At 44.0% G+C, this 18,030-nt stretch carries 18 protein-coding genes; 4 read left to right on the top strand and 14 right to left on the bottom strand.

Annotated elements, in window-relative coordinates; all coding sequences use genetic code 11:
• Window positions 1–677: 677 nt before the first annotated feature.
• A complete protein-coding gene (locus AACT52_RS37890; RefSeq protein ID WP_073635408.1) occupies window positions 678–1,346 on the bottom strand; it encodes a DNA-3-methyladenine glycosylase family protein in 669 nt (222 codons plus the stop codon).
• 85 nt (window positions 1,347–1,431) lie between these two features.
• Here AACT52_RS37890 and AACT52_RS37885 point away from each other — a divergent pair, with 85 nt between their 5' ends.
• On the top strand, window positions 1,432–1,944 hold the full coding sequence (locus AACT52_RS37885; RefSeq protein WP_073635407.1) for a MarR family winged helix-turn-helix transcriptional regulator: 513 nt from the start codon (window positions 1,432–1,434) through the stop codon (window positions 1,942–1,944).
• 87 nt (window positions 1,945–2,031) lie between these two features.
• Window positions 2,032–2,568, top strand: a complete 537-nt coding sequence (locus AACT52_RS37880) for a hypothetical protein (RefSeq protein ID WP_073635406.1) — start codon at window positions 2,032–2,034, stop codon at window positions 2,566–2,568.
• A gap of 117 nt (window positions 2,569–2,685) precedes the next feature.
• Here AACT52_RS37880 and ada read toward each other — a convergent pair whose 3' ends face one another.
• The 5 genes from ada to AACT52_RS37855 all read right to left on the bottom strand — a co-directional run bounded on the left by ada (window position 2,686) and on the right by AACT52_RS37855 (window position 7,863).
• The gene (gene ada, locus AACT52_RS37875) at window positions 2,686–3,870 is read right to left on the bottom strand and encodes a bifunctional DNA-binding transcriptional regulator/O6-methylguanine-DNA methyltransferase Ada (RefSeq protein WP_272937135.1); all 1,185 of its coding nucleotides are present in this window, start codon (window positions 3,868–3,870) and stop codon (window positions 2,686–2,688) included.
• A gap of 15 nt (window positions 3,871–3,885) precedes the next feature.
• Entirely contained in the window at window positions 3,886–5,022 is a 1,137-nt protein-coding gene (locus AACT52_RS37870) for an RNA-guided endonuclease InsQ/TnpB family protein (RefSeq protein ID WP_073635404.1), read from the bottom strand.
• A gap of 314 nt (window positions 5,023–5,336) precedes the next feature.
• Window positions 5,337–5,774, bottom strand: coding sequence for a response regulator (locus AACT52_RS37865; RefSeq protein ID WP_073635403.1), 438 nt, complete (start codon window positions 5,772–5,774; stop codon window positions 5,337–5,339).
• Between the two features lie 376 nt (window positions 5,775–6,150).
• Window positions 6,151–7,323, bottom strand: coding sequence for a molybdopterin-synthase adenylyltransferase MoeB (gene moeB / locus AACT52_RS37860; protein ID WP_073635402.1), 1,173 nt, complete (start codon window positions 7,321–7,323; stop codon window positions 6,151–6,153).
• Window positions 7,324–7,401: 78 nt separating this feature from the next.
• Window positions 7,402–7,863 (bottom strand): Mov34/MPN/PAD-1 family protein, encoded by a 462-nt coding sequence (locus AACT52_RS37855; RefSeq protein WP_073635412.1) that lies wholly within the window; start codon window positions 7,861–7,863, stop codon window positions 7,402–7,404.
• Window positions 7,864–8,319: 456 nt separating this feature from the next.
• Between AACT52_RS37855 and egtC the strand changes: the two genes are divergently transcribed.
• Window positions 8,320–9,126, top strand: a complete 807-nt coding sequence (gene egtC, locus AACT52_RS37850) for an ergothioneine biosynthesis protein EgtC (RefSeq protein WP_073635401.1) — start codon at window positions 8,320–8,322, stop codon at window positions 9,124–9,126.
• A gap of 183 nt (window positions 9,127–9,309) precedes the next feature.
• Here the strand turns inward: egtC and AACT52_RS37845 are convergent, their stop codons facing one another.
• The 4 genes from AACT52_RS37845 to AACT52_RS37830 form a co-directional block, all read right to left on the bottom strand.
• Entirely contained in the window at window positions 9,310–10,086 is a 777-nt protein-coding gene (locus tag AACT52_RS37845; RefSeq protein ID WP_073635400.1) for a carbonic anhydrase, read from the bottom strand.
• Window positions 10,087–10,227: 141 nt separating this feature from the next.
• Window positions 10,228–10,971 (bottom strand): ABC transporter ATP-binding protein, encoded by a 744-nt coding sequence (locus AACT52_RS37840; protein ID WP_073635399.1) that lies wholly within the window; start codon window positions 10,969–10,971, stop codon window positions 10,228–10,230.
• A 181-nt stretch (window positions 10,972–11,152) separates the two neighbouring features.
• Window positions 11,153–11,893 carry a PEP-CTERM sorting domain-containing protein gene (locus AACT52_RS37835; protein WP_073635398.1) on the bottom strand — a complete coding sequence of 247 codons (741 nt, stop codon included), beginning with the start codon at window positions 11,891–11,893 and terminating at the stop codon, window positions 11,153–11,155.
• Between the two features lie 176 nt (window positions 11,894–12,069).
• Window positions 12,070–12,294, bottom strand: a complete 225-nt coding sequence (locus AACT52_RS37830) for an indolepyruvate ferredoxin oxidoreductase subunit alpha (RefSeq protein WP_041032559.1) — start codon at window positions 12,292–12,294, stop codon at window positions 12,070–12,072.
• A 436-nt stretch (window positions 12,295–12,730) separates the two neighbouring features.
• Here AACT52_RS37830 and AACT52_RS37825 point away from each other — a divergent pair, with 436 nt between their 5' ends.
• A complete protein-coding gene (locus AACT52_RS37825; protein ID WP_073635411.1) occupies window positions 12,731–13,336 on the top strand; it encodes a nitroreductase family protein in 606 nt (201 codons plus the stop codon).
• A 418-nt stretch (window positions 13,337–13,754) separates the two neighbouring features.
• Here the strand turns inward: AACT52_RS37825 and AACT52_RS37820 are convergent, their stop codons facing one another.
• From AACT52_RS37820 to AACT52_RS37805, 4 genes are all read right to left on the bottom strand, one after another.
• Window positions 13,755–14,858 (bottom strand): 30S ribosomal protein S1, encoded by a 1,104-nt coding sequence (locus AACT52_RS37820; RefSeq protein WP_073635396.1) that lies wholly within the window; start codon window positions 14,856–14,858, stop codon window positions 13,755–13,757.
• Window positions 14,859–15,162: 304 nt separating this feature from the next.
• Window positions 15,163–15,270, bottom strand: coding sequence for a photosystem II reaction center protein T (locus AACT52_RS37815; RefSeq protein ID WP_073635395.1), 108 nt, complete (start codon window positions 15,268–15,270; stop codon window positions 15,163–15,165).
• 171 nt (window positions 15,271–15,441) lie between these two features.
• Window positions 15,442–16,971: a photosystem II chlorophyll-binding protein CP47 gene (gene psbB / locus AACT52_RS37810; protein ID WP_073635394.1), complete on the bottom strand. Its 1,530-nt coding sequence runs from the start codon at window positions 16,969–16,971 to the stop codon at window positions 15,442–15,444.
• Window positions 16,972–17,316: 345 nt separating this feature from the next.
• Window positions 17,317–17,649, bottom strand: coding sequence for a hypothetical protein (locus AACT52_RS37805; protein WP_073635393.1), 333 nt, complete (start codon window positions 17,647–17,649; stop codon window positions 17,317–17,319).
• Window positions 17,650–18,030: the final 381 nt, after the last annotated feature.

The raw sequence follows: 18,030 nt of genomic DNA, 5'->3' as shown, positions 1-18,030 counted from the left end.
GACGCCGTAGACGCTTGCGCCTACTCGATGAAATACATTTTTTCTTTTTCCATAACTGAAGTTGGGGGCTTGTACCTTTTTCTTTCTGGTCAAGTAAAGAGAACTTTTTTACATATTCTTATAGACGCAACTAAAGTTGACTTATGCAGAAATTAGGTGAGTCGCAGCAGTATTGTCTCTTATTTTCACAGAAAAGCGAATAAAGTATACGTAAAAAATCATACAAAACAACTATCTTTAGCTAGTTGTTATCGTTCCCAATAATGCGTCAAATGATAGATAGAGCCTCTTCTACCTTTTGACAGATGACCGTTATTTAGTATGATTTCGCGTTTGCAAAATCCACTCCCGCAGTATGAGTACACAACGAGCCGAGTCGTTGTCTACTTTTACAGCAGCAGATTATGCTTATGGACTCCAATTATGTTTTTACGCCTGACAGAGGCTATCTCACTTCACCGTAAAGGACTCCTGCATGGGATAGAATTTTTTATTTTTCCTGCTGATTTGAACCCTTGGGTTTTTTCAACAGATTTCATTCATGAAGCCAAAAACTCCCGACGAACTAAAGTAGCTAGCTTAGAGAGTGCGATATCAGCCAACGCCTGTTGAGGGGTGCATTCTAATTTTTTGCTCTCAACGAGAAAGAGTGTTCCTATTAAGTTTTCTCAGCAGAATTAACTCAGCGATCGCGTACTTTTTTCAAAACCTTTACGCCAAGTGCGATCGCTCAGGTAGTAGTGCCATAAAATTCTGGCAGCAACGGCACGCCAAGGACGCCAGTTGTCTGCAATTGCTGCCAGTTCTTCAGGTGTTGGACGTAACGTCAATCCCTTGAGTTTTTGGGTGGCGATCGCCAGTCCTAAATCGCCTTTGGGAAAAACATCAGGGCGTAGCAGCGCCATCAGTAAGTAAATATCGACTGTCCAATCTCCAATACCTTTGATGCGCTTTAACTCAGTCCGGATAGCTGTTTCGTCCATTGTCTCTAGGTTCGTAAGGTTAAGCTGACCGCTTGTGATTGCGATCGCCAATGCACGACCATACAAAATCTTTTGCCGACTAAACCCAATTGTCTTTAATTGAACATCATCGAGAGTCAGAAAATTTTCTGGCGTCAGCGGTACCGCCACTGCACACAGACGGTTAAATACAGCCTTTGCAGCAGCTAAAGATACTTGTTGTTCTAAAATGATACGCAGGAGTGTTGGGAAACCCGCTTCTCTTTCCCACAAAGGCGGAGGTCCGAAAGTTTCTAAAATTCCGGCAAAATCGCTGTCGCGATTGGCTAGCTCCATCAAAGCATAAGTAAGAGTTTCTTGTGTGAGTGATTCTGACATCAACATAGACACAACAATAAAAATTCGACTTAAAAAATTCGACTTACAGGCTACCTTATAATTAGCAAGCTAATCAAATTCCTTTTTAATTGTGGTTACACTGCGTCCCTTTGTTGATAAACAGACAATACTGGATTTTGCCAAGCGCTACCCGGAGTTGGATGTTGCTTCAATAGAAACTTGTCTGGCTTTTCTGCATACCACGGCTGATGTTTATCAAGCCTTAGATGTTCATTTTGCCCGCTACGGGCTTTCGCGGGGGAAATTTACCCTATTGATGCAATTGTATCAAGTTCGCGAGCAGGGGTTAACACCGTCTGAATGTGCTGAACGTGTTGGTGTTACTAGAGCAACCATCACAGGACTCCTGGACGGACTCGAACGAGATGGATTGGTGAGACGCTTCCCTGACTCACAAGACAGGCGAATGCTGCGTTTGCAACTAACAGACAAAGGACAAGACTTGCTTTCTCAAATGCTTCCAGACCATTTTTGCCGCACCACTGGCTTGATGGCGAATCTCACTGACAGCGAAAAAAAGACACTTATCAAGCTTTTAAATAAAGTATGCGCTGGAACCCCAGCAATGCTTGACGCTGAATAAAATGCTTGTCGATAATTCTAACCTAGTGTAATCTATTGATTAGGAAGCTAACTATAAGCTACCTAATTAATTTTAGGAAAAATTAATATGAACAAGCTAAGCGTCAAGCAAAAAAACTGGTTGCTGGCTTCTCATGTCGCCTTTGGAGGAATTTGGTTTGGTACTGCTTTATGCATGATCGCTATTGCTTTGAGCAACCGAAACACTCCTAACGGTGATGAACTGTACGCTATCAACTCAGTCATGAAGCTGCTGGATGACTGGGTAATTATCCCGTCTGCCACCTTATCGCTGATTACAGGTGGGCTGCTTTGCTGGCTTACGATTTGGGGATTTTTCAAACACTACTGGGTGATCGTCAAGTGGATAGCAACTGTAACACTCATTGTCACTGGCACAATTTGGCTTGGTCCTTGGACAAATGCAATGACCGCTATCTCTGCAGCAGAAAGGATACAAGCACTGCAAAATCCGTTGTATGTATTTGACCAGAACGCAGTACTTGTGGGTGCTATTATTCAGACCTCATGCGTTTTAGTCATTATTGGCATTTCAGTTCTCAAGCCTTGGGGAAGGCGAAACATTAAAAAGCAGGACAAACAGCCAGTTGCTTCTAGTAGCTAGCAGTTGATTTAACCCCACCCCTTAATCCCCTCCCCTTATCAAGGGGAGGGGCGGTTTTGGCGCAAGACAAAACCGGGGTGGGGTTCATTGAAAATTCTGGGCGACATAACAACTCGCTTATCTCTTGTGTGGGATGGGCATCTTGCCCGTCCGTTTCACTTCTTGTGCCAAAAGTTTTTCTTTGCGTTCAATTCCCCAGTGATAGCCGCCAAGAGTGCCATCAGTTCGCAAGACACGGTGACACGGTACGATGAGTGCTGCCGGATTGGCACCACAAGCAGTACCCACAGCGCGAACTGCGTGAGGTTTACCAATTTCACGGGCGATATCAGCATAGGTGCGCGTTTCCCCATAGGGAATTTTCTGCAAAGCCTGCCAAACTTGTTTTTGAAATGCTGTCCCGCGTATATCAAGCGGCAAATCGAGGTGTAGCGCGTCTCCTACAATGAAGCTGAGGATTGTCTGTACCCAGTCTCGATGTAAATAGTCATCACGCACGATATCCGCCTGATTGAATTCACTAACAAGAATACGTTCTAGCTCATCTACTTCATCACCTAATTTAACGGCACAGATACCTTTCTCTGTTATTGCCACAAGCAAATATCCCAGAGAACATGGAACGATGGTATAGGCAATATGCATTCCCTTGCCACTGCACCGATAAGTTTTTGGTGTCATTCCAAGTTGCTGGGATGCTTTTTCATACACTCGGCTACTCGATCCATATCCTGTGTCGTAAAGCGCATGAGCAATTTCTTCCCCTTGTTGAAGACGCTGTTTAAAGCGATCGCTACGAAGTGCATCTGCATATTGAAACGGCGATAAGCCAATGACTCGCTTGAATTCCCTTTGCAGGTAGCTGGGACTTATCCCAAAGTGAGAGGCTAGTTCTGATAGGGTTGGGATGCGAGCAACTTGTTCTTCAATGTATCGACATACTGCCAAGATTTTAGCCTTGGTCAAATTTGGCGCTGTTTCATATTGTGGCAGGCACCGCTTACAAGGTCGAAAACCTGCAGTTTCAGCCTCTTGTGGTGACTCAAACAAACAAACTTGTTTTCTATTTGGTCTTCGACTAGAACAAGTCGGTCGGCAGTAGATGCCTGTAGAACGGACACCGTAAAAAAGCTTTCCTTCAAAACTGGGGTTTCGATTGAGAATTGCTTCCCACAGGGTTTCCTCTGTGATTGGAGTCTCTCGTAATTCCATCGATACCTGCTCCATAAAACTTATCCAAAGTTGTTCACTTCTTTGTTTACTTCCTGCTTCGTCCAAGGGAGTCGGCTCCTTCTTGTCCACAGGCGTGAATTCCGCCTAAGCCAGACGTACTTTATCGTTCGGGGCGTCTGCCAAGTTTAATGCCGCATTCCAATCCCTGCAATTTACATGGACACAGTTCTCACATTTAAACCATCGCTCATTTAATGGCATTGGTTGAATGTGGTGACAATTGTGACACATTTTAGAAGATGGATACCACCTGTCTATTATCTCAACTTTGGTGCTATAGATTGGAGACTTGTAAGTTAGTTGACGGCGAAACTCGTAGAAGCCCAAATCCGAAACCGCCGATGCTAATTTGTGATTAGCTATCATGCCGGAAACATTTAGATCCTCGATACGAATGTGAGAATATTTCCGACTAATTTCGGTTGTAGTTTTTTGTAGAAAGTCGTAGCGAACGTTAGCGATATGAGCGTGTTGTTTAGCAACAGACTGGTAAAACTTCTTGGCATTATTAGATGTTTTAACGTCTTTTTTACGGTTGCCACTTTGTTTCTTACGATTACGCCATTGTTTTTTAGCCAGCTTGGTTTTCGCTTTTTTAAAAGGCTTTGGCGCTGAGTACTCAGTTCCATCGCTAAGAGTTGCAAACATTTTGACCCCTAGATCGATTCCGATTGTTTTTTGTACCTGATGAAACAATGGGGGAATGCGTTCGGCGTTGACAGCAAAAGAGACGTACCACTCACCCGCTCTACATGACAAAGTGAAGGTTTGAGTAACGTACCGAGCATCAAGACTTTCCCACAGACGGAACGTGCCGAGGGTAGGAATTTTGATTTTCTTGCCACAATCGAGTGTAACTACACCGTTTCCGTCATAGACAGTAAATGATTGTCCGTCCTTTCTACTCTTGTAAACTGGTCGTTTTGCTTCACCTGCAAGCCATTTTGAAATAGCTGTACCAAGATGTTGAAAAGAGCTTTGATAAACTTTTGACGATAATTCGTTCATCCAAGCATTTTCGGATTGTCTCTTAGTAATATTGGTCAGAATCTTTTTAATGGTAGTTAGCTTCTTGGATACACTGCTTTTAACGGTTGTATGATCGATACTGTTATAAAGATTCAATCCAAAGTTGTAGGTATAGCGAGCAAAACCAGCGTGTTTTGCCATCAAAGTTCGCTCTTTATTATTAAGTTTTAAGCGTCTTTTGATAGCGTACATTACTTAATGGTTCCCTTTGTATTTTTGTTTTATATTATACAAATACCCTTGATGGAATGCCTGAGATTTTTATTTTTCTTTTGAGTTTTTACTAGTGCCTGAGAAACCCGCTCAACTATGATGATATTTCATCAGTTTTGAGTAGGTTTTCTGCGGCTAAACGCTGCTCCTTATACACTGGTCAGTTTATTCTTTCTCTAAGTAAGACCAGATTAAGGGCATCAACACGCTACATTCTACCCGATTATTGCGATCAATATTTCAGCTTTTACCCAGTCTATGGCTAGAAGCTTTTATTTTGTCAACAGTTAAAATTAACGCTTTTCAGTAACAATATTTACAATTTCTGTTAGTATATCATTAGGTTCAGTAGGTTTAATCAAGTAGGATTGAAACCCAGCTTTGAGAGCAAGGTCGGGACCTTCTTGTGAATGCATAGCTGTTAGAGCAATAGCCGGAATCTGATTTTGTGGAGAATTGAGTGTTCTGACTTTACGAATTAACGAATATCCATCCACTTCCGGCATGGCAATGTCGATAATTAAAACATCCGGTACAGATTGTTGGATGACCTCAATCGCTTCCAACGCAGACGTTGCCGTCATTGTTTGAACACCGTAGCTTTCAAGAATAAACGTAGTTAAGACAAGGCTGTCAGCATCATCATCTACTACAACTATCCGTAAACCATCTAAGGTTTGAAAATTACTTATATCGTCATTATGATGACAATTTTTGGAAGTATTTGACACGATAAGATTAGCCTCCTTGGTTGCACGCTCAATTACGGAGGAAGTCCTGCTGGGAGCTAGCTGGTAACTAGCTGCCTAGTGGGCATATTTAAGTTCTACTTGTTCATGAAATTCCGCTTATCTAACTTTAGTATTATTTCCTTTGAAAGTCATCAACTTCTCAATCAACTTACGTCTTTTGGACTCAAGATTTGTCAAGCAAAAACCGAGAGCAAGCAAAATATTCTATAAAAAGAGAAATAAAGCAACTATCTATCGAAGGAAAATCTGCTGAATCACGCTAGATATACACAAATAATCTAGATTCTTTTCCAAAAAAAATACGCTAAAGACGCAAATAAAGCTTCGCGTCCTTAGCGTCTTTGCGGTTCCTTCTCTAATACGTTGGTACCGATGGGTCGATTTCCTTACTCCAAGCAAGAATACCACCCTTCACATTCGTGCCATCAACTCCCGCTTCCTTGAGAATACCGAGGGCTTTTGCAGAACGCATACCCGATTTACAATGGGCAATCAGGCGATGACCATTGACCAACTCCTTCACCTTAAGGACGCCTTCACCGTTTTCAATATCCGGTAACGGTATCAAGATTGCACCAGGAATTTGGGCAATTTCGTACTCGTGCGGGTTGCGGACATCTAGCAGCACAAAATCATCTGTACCACTATCGAGCAATTGCTTCAACTCCTGCACTGTGATTTCTGACATTTCCATCTGCTGTTTCTCCTCTTGTGCTTTGGCTTGTGGGATACCGCAGAATTGTTCGTAGTCTATCAACTTTTCAATGACTGGGCGGACTGGGTTAGGACGCAGCTTCAACTCCCGGAACTTCATATTGAGAGCATCATACAGCAACAGGCGTCCACTTAAAGTATTACCCTGTCCGATAATGATTTTGACAGTTTCCGTTGCCTGAAGCGTGCCAATAATACCGCACAGCACACCTAGCACCCCACCTTCCGCACAGGAGGGAACCATTCCTGGTGGTGGTGGTTCGGGGTAAAGATCACGATAGTTTGGTCCACCCTCGTAGTTAAATACTGTGGCTTGCCCTTCAAAACGGAAAATGGAACCGTAGACGTTGGGCTTGTTCAGCAACACGCAAGCATCGTTGACTAGATAACGAGTGGGGAAGTTATCGGTACCATCCACCACGATATCATAGGGTCTAATAATGTCGAGGGCGTTTTCTGAAGTCAGGCGAGTTTCGTATAAATCAACCTGACAATACGGATTAATCTCTAGAATGCGATTCTTTGCAGATTCAATCTTAGGTTTACCCACCCAAGATGTACCGTGAATGACTTGGCGTTGCAAGTTGGAAGTATCGACAACATCGAAATCAACAATACCGATGCGTCCGATACCCGCCGCAGCCAGATACAGAAGCAGAGGCGAACCGAGTCCACCTGTACCGATACACAGCACACTAGCAGCTTTTAGGCGTTTTTGTCCCTCCAACCCCACTTCCGGCAAAATTAGGTGGCGGGAGTAACGTTCGTAATCATCTTTGGTTAGCTGGATTTCATCCAGATTAGGATTGAGCATAGCAGTTTGATGAGGAAGAGCGGATTTTTAATCCTACCGAAAAACAATACCCTTTGTGTCTTTTTGTATGACTTGTTCTTAACCTAACTTTTCAATTACTTCTTGCTGAAATTGATGGTTATCATCCAAACTCCAACTTTTGATGTCACCAGCTTTGCCATTTTGTACCGAAACAATGATGTAAGAGTATTCCTGCCAAGCAAGCTTTTGGTCATATTCTGAAGGAATCGCTGGATGGTCGGTATGGGAGTGATAAATGCCGATGATATTTAGTTTGGAATCGCGTGCCTCCCTTTGTGCCTGCAACATGACTTGAGGTGCGATCGCATACCTTTGCCTTTTACTGTAATCTAATGTGTCATCTCCTGGAAGCTCTGCCGCTGTTTCTGCGTTCCAGGCATTTTCTGTTGGCATCACTTCTACCACAGTTTTGCCCTCGCTTGTCAGATTGCCTAGTATTATACCACAGCACTCTTCTGGATAGGTAGTTTCGGCGTGAGCGCTCATGGTTTGTAGGTGTTTTGGGAGGAGTTTGAGAATCACAAAGAACTTTTAACCGCAGATGGACGCCGAAGTGGATGGACGCAGATAAAGTTATAAGTCTGGGACGATACGTTTAAATAAATTCTACCTTTGGATTGGCAAAGTTGATTAATAGACATACATTTAGGCTTGTTGACCGAAAAAGAAAACGATACAAGCCTCCAACGCGCGATCATGGGCAGCAAAAAATGCGCTCTTCTAATTATTTAAGCCCCTGGATTCATCCGTGGGCTAATCATTTTGAATTTTGAATTGATAATTTTTTGAATTTTGAATTGATAATTTTGAATTTGAGCGTATCCCTCACGGGACGCCTCTGGCGCTCAGCGAGTGACCTCCTGTGTTAGCTGCTTGCTTAAGAGTCGGAAAGCTAAAAAAAATTTAGTTTGCTAAACTTTTATGTACGAACCTTAATGTAATGAGTGTATCCCGCTCAATAGAACTGTTTTTCTTATGTGTCGATTAGTTGGCTACCTTGGCGATCGCATCCAATTAGATGAGTTGCTCTATAAGCAGGAGCATTCCCTCTACAACCAAAGTTACAACCCTCTTGAATTAAAGTCAGGAGTCGTTTGTGCAGACGGGAGCGGTGTAGGCTGGTATGATGAAGCGGGTAAACCATTCATTTACCGGAACACTATCCCGATGTGGAACGACCCGAACCTGAAAGAGTTGAGCCACTACGTACAATCTACTTGTGCGCTGGGCTATGTCCGACTCACTGGAACGGGTGAATCGCTCGATATTAGCAACTGTCAGCCATTTCGCAGTGGCAACCTGTTGTTTGTGCATAATGGCGAGATTACAAACTTTCAAGAGACGCTGTATAGACCGATACGTGACAGCCTTTCTGATTCCACATACCGTCTCATTAAGGGCATGACTGACTCTGAACACATCTTTGCCCTGCTAGTGGAAATGTGGCAGTCGTCTCCAAACAGCACCCTGTTGTCAGCCTTACGTGCCACGCTACAAAAATTGACGCACCTGGCTAAAGAACACGACACCAGCTTTAGTGCCAATGTCATTGTCAGTGATGGTCAAGCGATCGCGGCAAGTAGGTATGCCTACGGCATACAAGCCCCTACTCTTTATTGGTCTTGCGATGATGCAAACCACCCGACCCGAGTTACTATTGCCTCTGAACCGTTATCCGACCAAAATTGGACACCTTTCCCCGACCAAAGTACCCTGTTTGTTCAATCAGAGTCATTACAGCCAACAACTTCTTTGATCATGTCTGAGCTTCCGTATTTTTAAGCGAGTCTTTTCTGACCTTTGCCTTTTATTAGCTGTGCGTCAAATGGTACACTTTCTTCGTGCTCACGCTTAATGTATATCCTATCTGAATTTCAGGGTGTAACTCCTCAAGTTTAAGCTACCGTGAATCTTCCTGCTCACCGCTGATGAATATTGTAATTTCAATGCTCCTCTGGAATTGTCCTAGGTAAGAATAGACACTTTACCAGTTTCAATATCGTAACAAGCACCGACGATTTTGAGTTGACCTTTGCGGATGAGTTTAGCCAAAATCGTTGAGCTTTCCTGTAATTTTTCTGCCTGATATTGAATGTTGGCTATAATTGCATTCTCTTGGATGTCGCCTGTTCTCAACTTGACTCTTTCTACGGCTGGTTTGATCCCTTCAACAACAAAGCCTATTCTGCCAGGAACAGGTTCTTCTTGAAGCGCCTCTGCTACAGCACCACATTTTCTATGACCCAAAACCACAATCAGTTGAGAACCCAATATTGCTGTAGCGTATTCCAAGCTACCTATAACCATATCACTGGCGACATTACCAGCCACTCGCACGACAAACAAATCCCCAAGTCCCTGGTCGAAAATAATTTCCGCTGGTACTCTAGAATCTGCACAACCAAGTATAGACGCAAAAGGATATTGACCTTTAGCAACCAATCGCAAGCGTTCTAACGATTGGTCGGGGTATTTTCGCTTTTGGTGTAAAAATCGTTGATTTCCATCCAATAATAGTTCTAAAGCTTTGTCCCCGTTGACTGGATTGGGATTTGCTGGACTTGCATCAGCAACTGCGGCTTGTAGAGCAACAGCTTGCTGTTTTTGCCAAAGAAGGCTACCGCCAACTGCAAAGCCTCCCACACCTGCAAACTTCATGGCAGTATACACACTCAGGGGAACCCCCGCAACGCACTGCCTCAAAAAACTACGACGCCCTACAAATCCATTGATTCGACTCATCAGTCTGTCTCAGTTAAGGGAACCCTGCTGACAACAGCTTCTCAAACTCTACAAGGATGTAAGAGTGAGCAAGGACACGGTTTAAGAGTCATTTAATTTTCACTAGTCATTAGTCAAAAATCTTTGACTTTTGACTAATGACTAGTGGGCTTTACCTGCTCCCAAGTACAGTTCGCCTACCTTGGGATCATGCAATAATTCCAAACCGGGACCTGAGATAGCATCGCGCCCAGACTCTAGGACGTATCCTCGATGAGCCATTTCCAAAGCTTTACGGGCGTTTTGCTCTACTAGTACAATCGCCGTACCACTTTGGTTAATTTGTTTTATCTGCTCAAAAACTTGTGTTACTAGGATAGGAGACAAAGCCGCTGAAGGTTCATCTAAAAGCAGTAAGCTGGGTTCCAACATCAAAGCTTTCCCCATTGCTAACATTTGGCGTTCACCACCTGAGAGGGTTCCAGCGCGTTGCTGACGGCGATCGCCAAGCTTGGGGAACATAGTATATATTTTATCTTTGAGTGGTTTCAGGGGAACATTGCGGACGAAAGCGCCCATTTCTAAATTTTCTTCTACGCTGAGGGAGGGGAAGACATTGGCAATTTGCGGTATGTAGCACATTCCCCGCTGAACAATTTGATTCGACTTTAGCCCAGTGATATTCTCGTCTTTGAAGGTAATTGAGCCTGTATGTGGGGTTAAAAGCCCAAAAATGGTTTTCGCTAAGGTAGATTTACCAGCACCATTAGGACCAATCACTGTTACCAATTCTCCCCGTTCCACCCGAAAATTCACACCTTGCAGAATATCCACGTCTTTGATATATCCAGCGTGGACATTTTTCACTTCTAGGAGGGGAGACGAATGAGTGAGCGAATCAGACATAATGTCCTTTATTATAAATTCAAAATATAGTTACTTTAAAATACAGTTATTTTGCTCAAAATTAAACGATTTAACTATATACCAAGACAAACACAGCGCCAAAATGAAAAAACATAGGTAAAAAACCTATGTCTTAAGTTTTATGTCTTAAGTTTTATGTTAATGGCTACTGAATTTGAAATTAAGCAGCTTTTGTTTTCTTTCTACGGATGTAGGCAAAGTAGATTCCGAGTAAAGATACAGCTGCTAAGCTTGTAGGTTCTGGAACCTCACGTGGTTTGTCAGAGACAGTAATTTGACCGCTGACTGTCTCACCATTATCACCTGCCTCTCCAATGTATAAGTACAGTGGACTGGTTGTGGGAATGGGATTTTTGAGGTTAAACACAATTTTTCCGCCATCACCTAAACTGACGAATCCAGAAGCAGTTTCGTTAGCTATGGAGTTGCCATCAAAATTTTGCAGAGTGGCGAGTGAGTTGTCAACAATACCGCCAGTTACACCAAATAACTCTCCTGGATCGGCAGGAGAACGCTGGGTTCCTGGGGTGAAGAAAGTTCCGGAGGAAGTAAAATCGAAGACGTTTAACCCTGATAAGTTTTTGGCGTCTGTGGCATTGTCAACCAAGACGTTGCTAATCTTGATGGCATCGAAATCAAAACCGCTAAATTTCCCAGGTGCACCCGCTGTTCCATTGATATCGCTGATATCAATGGAAATGATATCGAAGCCAAGATTGGAGAGATCGGCACGGTAGACACCAGTCGTACCAGAACTACCACCAGTTAAGCCTTGTAGCTTTGTAAAATTGAGACCCAGTGTGCCCGCTGTAGCACTGTAAGCAGACGTCAGGGTCATTGCTACAGTCGCCAGACTTAACGTTAAGATATTGCCTATCAGGGGTACGCTTAACCGTTGCATGAGTTTACCTACGTAGGACAGCTATATTTATGTATACGTAAACGCACCTGCCATTTCCGAACAATAAATATTTTATGTTACTTTTTTAAATCTTTATCCAGTACTATTACTGTAAAAACAGGCATCTTAAAGATTTTGCCTGTTTTTCAAAAATGTTAACCGTTTATACGACTTATCTACGGTGTTTTTTGTAAATCGGGTCGTTCTTCTGGGACGATCGCGCCTTCTACTGGACAAACTTGGATACATATGCCACAGTCAATGCAAGTGGCAAAGTCAATCCAGTACCAATCAGTTCCTTTGACGTTTTTGCTAGGACCAGGATGAATGCAAGCTACCGGACAGGCGTCTACGCAATCAGCGACACCTTCACAGACATCAGTAACAATCGTGTGCGGCATAGTTCCCCTCTACTTGGATCAAAATTGCTGTGTTTCTTCAGCTGTATCTAGCGTAGCAACAATACTGAGTCACTAGTCCAGCAGTGATTTGTTCTTGGTCTTTGACTAATGACTCAAGGGTAATCAAGCAATTGTCCGAAGGACGCGGCTTCGCTGATCGCTGAGCAAAAATTGTTTTGGATGTACAAAAAGCTTCATGGGCTAGAAACACAATCATTAGTGATTCAGGAGAGGGAGAACTACGCCGATTCCATATTTCGTGCAACGGGCGCAATGCCTTGTGTAACTCTCAAAATTAAAGCAAGTGAAAATATTATCCCAATGAGGATTGCAGAATTTAGAAAAACAATTAATAGTAAATTTAAGTATTTTTGTCTAAAAACATCTATTTCAAGAGCAAATAGCTCTTAGCCACCTTTACTTAACCGAGGCTGTGATGGAGAAACCTGCTGATACCCAATTTCCAATTCACGACTTGCTGAAACGGCGCTGGAGTCCCTTGGCATTTTCCAGCCAACCTATTGAAAAAGAAACGCTTGAGAGTTTGCTAGAAGCAGCGAGTTGGGCTGCTTCTTCTTATAATGAGCAGCCTTGGCACTTTATCGTTGCTACTAAAGATAATCCAGAGGAATTCAACCGTCTGTTGAGTTGTTTGGCAGAAGGAAATCAAGTGTGGGCGAAGAACGCTCCTGTTTTGATGATTTCAGTGGCGAAGCTTTACTTTGAGAAGAATGGTGTAGAAAACCGTCATGCATTTCACGATGTTGGGGCGGCTGCTAGCAATCTAGCAATTCAGGCGACTTCCCTAGGTTTGTTTATCCACCAAATGGCAGGATTTGACGTGGCGAAGGCGAAGGAGTTGTACAGCATTCCCCAGAGGTATGAGCCAGTCGCTGCGATCGCCATTGGGTATCCAGGCGATCCCGAAACATTACCAGAACAATACCAACAGCGCCAGTTTTCTCCACGCCAGCGTAAGCCGACACAGACGTTTGTATTTACTGGAGGTTGGGGACAAACTTCGCCTGTGGTTAAGAATTAGGGTTGGAAACTGCTAGGAGAGAACATCGCTATTACCAAAGCAATGTCTCTGAACCAGAGTAGTGTCCTAGTTGAAACATTGCCGAAAATAACGGAATTCGGCAATGTTATACCAGCAGTTGTTCCATTGAACGCTATTGAAATTCAAGCTAAAAACCGTTCCTGATTGGCAGAAACGGTTAAGAGCAGAGTAACCTGTATTAATTGATTAAGTGCTTGGCTGAATAACTATCTCATCTGTAAGCTTTGTACAGATTTGGGAAGATTTTAACCGGCAGCTTGTAATCGGTGTTTATCCAATAGACATCTCTAGAAATTAGATTTTAGATCAAACAGCATAATGGTCTCAAACTTATTTTCCGAGAGGTCTAATACTTTTTTATGAGCAGCCGGTGTAGATAACCACAACGGCGAATGGATTACTCTTTGATCGCTGCTGGTATTTCCTCTTCGATCGCTGCTGGTATTTCCTCTTCGATCGCTGCTGGTATGTCCTCTTCAATCGCCGATGGTATGTCCTCTTCAATCGCCGATGGTACGTCCTCTTCAATCGCCGATGGTACGTCCTCAGCCACAACTTCTTCAGTAGTTTCAGTTGCTGCTGCTACAGGAATAGCACCTTGCTGCTTAGCTAACATCTGTTCCCGATACTTAGCAGCCATTTCCTCTGCCTTGTCATATACCAAATCGCGATTCTTAATCATGTCACCTGGTTCGGGTTCCAGTTGTTTGGTAGACAGGGAAATGCGACCACGTTCTGCATCCAAGTCAATGATCATGACTTTCACTTCGTCATTGACATTGAAGACACTATGAGGGGTATCTATATGCTCGTGGGAAATTTCTGAGATGTGCAGTAGACCGCTGACGCCGCCAATATCGATAAAGGCACCGTAGGGTTTGATACCGCGCACAGTACCAATCACTACCTCACCAACTTCTAAGCGGTTCATCTTGCGCTCAACCAGCGCTCGACGATGAGATAAAACAAGACGGTTACGCTCTTCGTCTACCTCTAAGAACTTCAAGGGCAGTTCTTCGCCTACCAATTCTTCTTTCGGTTTGCGGGTGCTGATATGGGAACCGGGAATAAAGCCACGTAATCCTTCTATCCGCACCAAAGCTCCACCTCGATTGGTGGCAAAAACGCCAGAACGCACAGTTGCATCTTCTGCCTGCAACTGCCTGACGCGTTCCCAGGCTCTCATATACTCAATACGGCGAATCGATAGCGTCAGTTGACCATCTTCGTTTTCATCAGTAAGGATGAAAAATTCCCGCGTTTCGTTCGATTGTAATACTTCTTCCGGGCTATCTACCCGGTTGATAGACATTTCTTGTATAGGTATATATGCTGCTGTTTTAGCACCTATGTCAATCAGAGCGCCGCGTGGCTCTATACTGAAAACTGTACCTGGTACTATATCACCTGGGCTAAAATGATAATCGTACTTATCTAGTAGAGCGGCGAAATCGTCGTGTGTAAATCCAATTTCAGGAGCGGTTAATTTCTGATTGACCATGCTGATTGTTTCCCGGTTATTATTCTCCGTAAAGGTTATGCCTCCTCGCGATGTATATGCAAGAGCCGAATGGGCATTCCACACCTACATCCTTTTTCATACTAGCGCAGAAAAGCTGATCTGAACACAGAACCTTCCAGATCGTACATTATATCATAATTCATCTATTCTTTTATCTTAGTCAATAGTTAATTATCAATAATCGCTGCATTCACTTTTCTTTTTACGGTCAGGGCGCAAGGCGGTCTTGCGCCCCTACGTCCGGTGCTAGTTAACACCTCATCCCAGTCGGGAACTTGGTGTCCTACTTCTCTTCTTTCCTTTCAATGCGAGGAGGTTCGCGGAAGGCGATCGCAAAGAAGAGAGTTCCTATTGCCAAAGTCAAAATTAAGATGTAAGCAACGCTTTCCATAGCTTTAATTCCTGCCGATTTACCCACCAATATTAGTGTACCAAGCTACAGGAAAGAATGGTCTAGGGAATTGGGGGTTAGGGATTGGGGATGAGGAAGAATTCTTCCTGTTCCCAGTCACCAGTCCATAGTCCCTCTCATTAGACCATTCTTAACTTTTCGCTACAAAGTTTAGAGAGCTTCCTTCCGGCGGGTTGACTTGTCACCCACTTTCTGGAACAGACCCCATTCAACTTGTTCTTCGAGATCCGCATCAACACCAGCAAACACATCTCGGTAGATTGTCCGAGACCCGTGCCAGATGTGACCAAAGAAGAACAGCAGCGCAAATACAGCGTGTCCAAAGGTAAACCAACCTCTGGGAGAGGTGCGGAATACACCATCAGAGTTCAAGGTTTCCCGGTCGAATTCAAAGATTTCGCCGCCTTGAGCCTTACGGGCATACTTCTTCACATCAGCTGGGTCTTTGAAAGTTTGACCATCCAAGTCGCCACCGTAGAAGCTAACGGTAACACCAGATTGCTCAAAGCTATTCTGTGATTCTGCCCGACGGAAAGGAATGTCAGCACGGACAATGCCATCTTTGTCGGTCAAAAGGACTGGGAAGGTTTCAAAGAAGTTCGGGAGACGACGTACTGCCAACTCGCGACCTTCAGCATCTGTGAACACCGCATGACCTTGCCAAGATTGGGCAATTCCATCACCCTTATCCATCGGACCTGTACGGAATAGACCGCCTTTAGCAGGGCTATTGCCGACGTAATCGTAGAACGCGAGTTTTTCCGGAATTTGTGACCAAGCTTCAGAAAGGCTTGCACCTTCACCAACGCTTGCTTGGACGCGGCGATCAATCTCTTGCTTGAAGTAACCCTGATCCCACTGATAGCGGGTAGGACCAAACAGTTCGATTGGGGTGGTAGCGTTACCGTACCACATGGTGCCAGCAACAACGAAGGCTGCGAAGAAGACAGCAGCAATACTGCTGGATAGTACAGTTTCGATGTTACCCATCCTGAGAGCTTTGTAGAGCCTTTCGGGGGGTCTAACTGTCAGGTGGAATAAACCAGCGATAATACCTACGACGCCAGCAGCAATATGGTGAGCGACGACACCACCCGGGTTAAACGGGTTAAAGCCATCTGGTCCCCACTCCGGTGCCACTGCTTGGACATGACCCGTTATGCCGTAGGCATCAGAAACCCACATTCCAGGTCCAAACAATCCGGTGAGGTGGAAAGCACCAAAACCAAAGCAGAGTAGACCAGACAAGAACAGGTGAATGCCAAACATTTTTGGCAAGTCAAGGGCGGGTTCACCAGTGCGGGGGTCTTGGAACAATTCCAAATCCCAGTAAACCCAGTGCCAAACGGCAGCTAAGAACAGCAAACCGGAAAGAACGATGTGAGCAGCGGCGACGCCTTCAAATGACCAAAAACCGGGATCGGTTGATGGACCGCCAGTAACGTTCCAACCGCCCCAAGATTGGGTGACGCCTAAGCGTGCCATGAAGGGCAGCACGAACATGCCTTGACGCCACATCGGGTTGAGTACTGGGTCGCTGGGGTCATAGATAGCCAGTTCGTACAAAGCCATCGAACCAGCCCAGCCTGCCACCAACGCTGTATGCATCAAGTGTACAGAAATTAGCCGCCCCGGGTCATTCAGAACAACTGTATGTACTCGGTACCAGGGTAGTCCCATCGACTACGGTCCTCCTCGATGATTTATGTTTACAAAGCAATTTTTCAGTTTTTGTTATTGCCACTGGAATTTATCCACAGCTTTGTCTTATGAGTCAGAGACTGTGGTTAATTTGGCAAGGCTTACTAAGCTACGGAACCATTATCCCGTAGAGTAACAATCGCCAAGCAAAAAATGAGAATGTTTAAAAAATTGTAACTTTTGATGGAGCTGTTTGCAAGCCTGTAAACATAAGGATTTACGTAGCTTGACAGTTTTTCAAGCTACGTAACCCAGGCGGTGTGGAGGAGTTGTGAGGTGGAGGTGCCCTTTAAAGTTCTTAACTTGTGCCTTACACCCCTACAGCTAAACGACAGATTCAATGTTTTGCAGTTGGCATCTAGCTGATGCCGTTCCCAAGCGTTCAATCACCTGTTCGGCACTCATCAACCGCTTGAGTACGACTTGACCGATCGCTTGACCAGATTTATTGACTTGTACTTGTGTTGTAGGCTTCACTTCCACGGTTAAAACAACATCTTCAACCCGATAAAGCCACAGCACTTCGTTTTGTTCTACTAGACAGATATTCATTCGCTGAATGTCTGGTTGGCGTCGCCATGCGGTTATCTGCCAAAGTCCATCAGATGCCCACACTCTGCCAATTGTCCAACCCTCAGATAGAAAGAAGTATTTCACACTTTTAGTCTCGCTATTACGCTCGAAATCTACTAATTTTGATTGTCGTGATAGTGTTCGTCGATTACCCGCTCGCTAAGTATTTTTGCTTAGATTGAGATGCACAGCAGACAAATCCCTAATTTACACCTTTTCGGCTACGCGAAAAGCTTAACAAATCTTTGCACTGGAAAAGTGTAAATTTAAAACAAATTTAGACACTATTTATATGTTTAATTAAATAAAAAATTTTCCGTTATTCAGGAACATTAAACTCTATATCTTGGTCTAAAACTCTTTGTTTTTCCAGTAAAGGGTTACATAAAGTTATATTGTTAACTCGCTACGCCAATACACTTAACAAACAAAGAACTCAGGACTCACAAAACCACGAGAGGGTTC

Source organism: Scytonema sp. HK-05, assembly GCF_963872035.1.
Taxonomy (GTDB): domain Bacteria; phylum Cyanobacteriota; class Cyanobacteriia; order Cyanobacteriales; family Nostocaceae; genus Kalymmatonema.
Note: the sequence above shows the minus strand (reverse complement) of the source record. Positions and strands in the feature narration are given on the sequence as shown.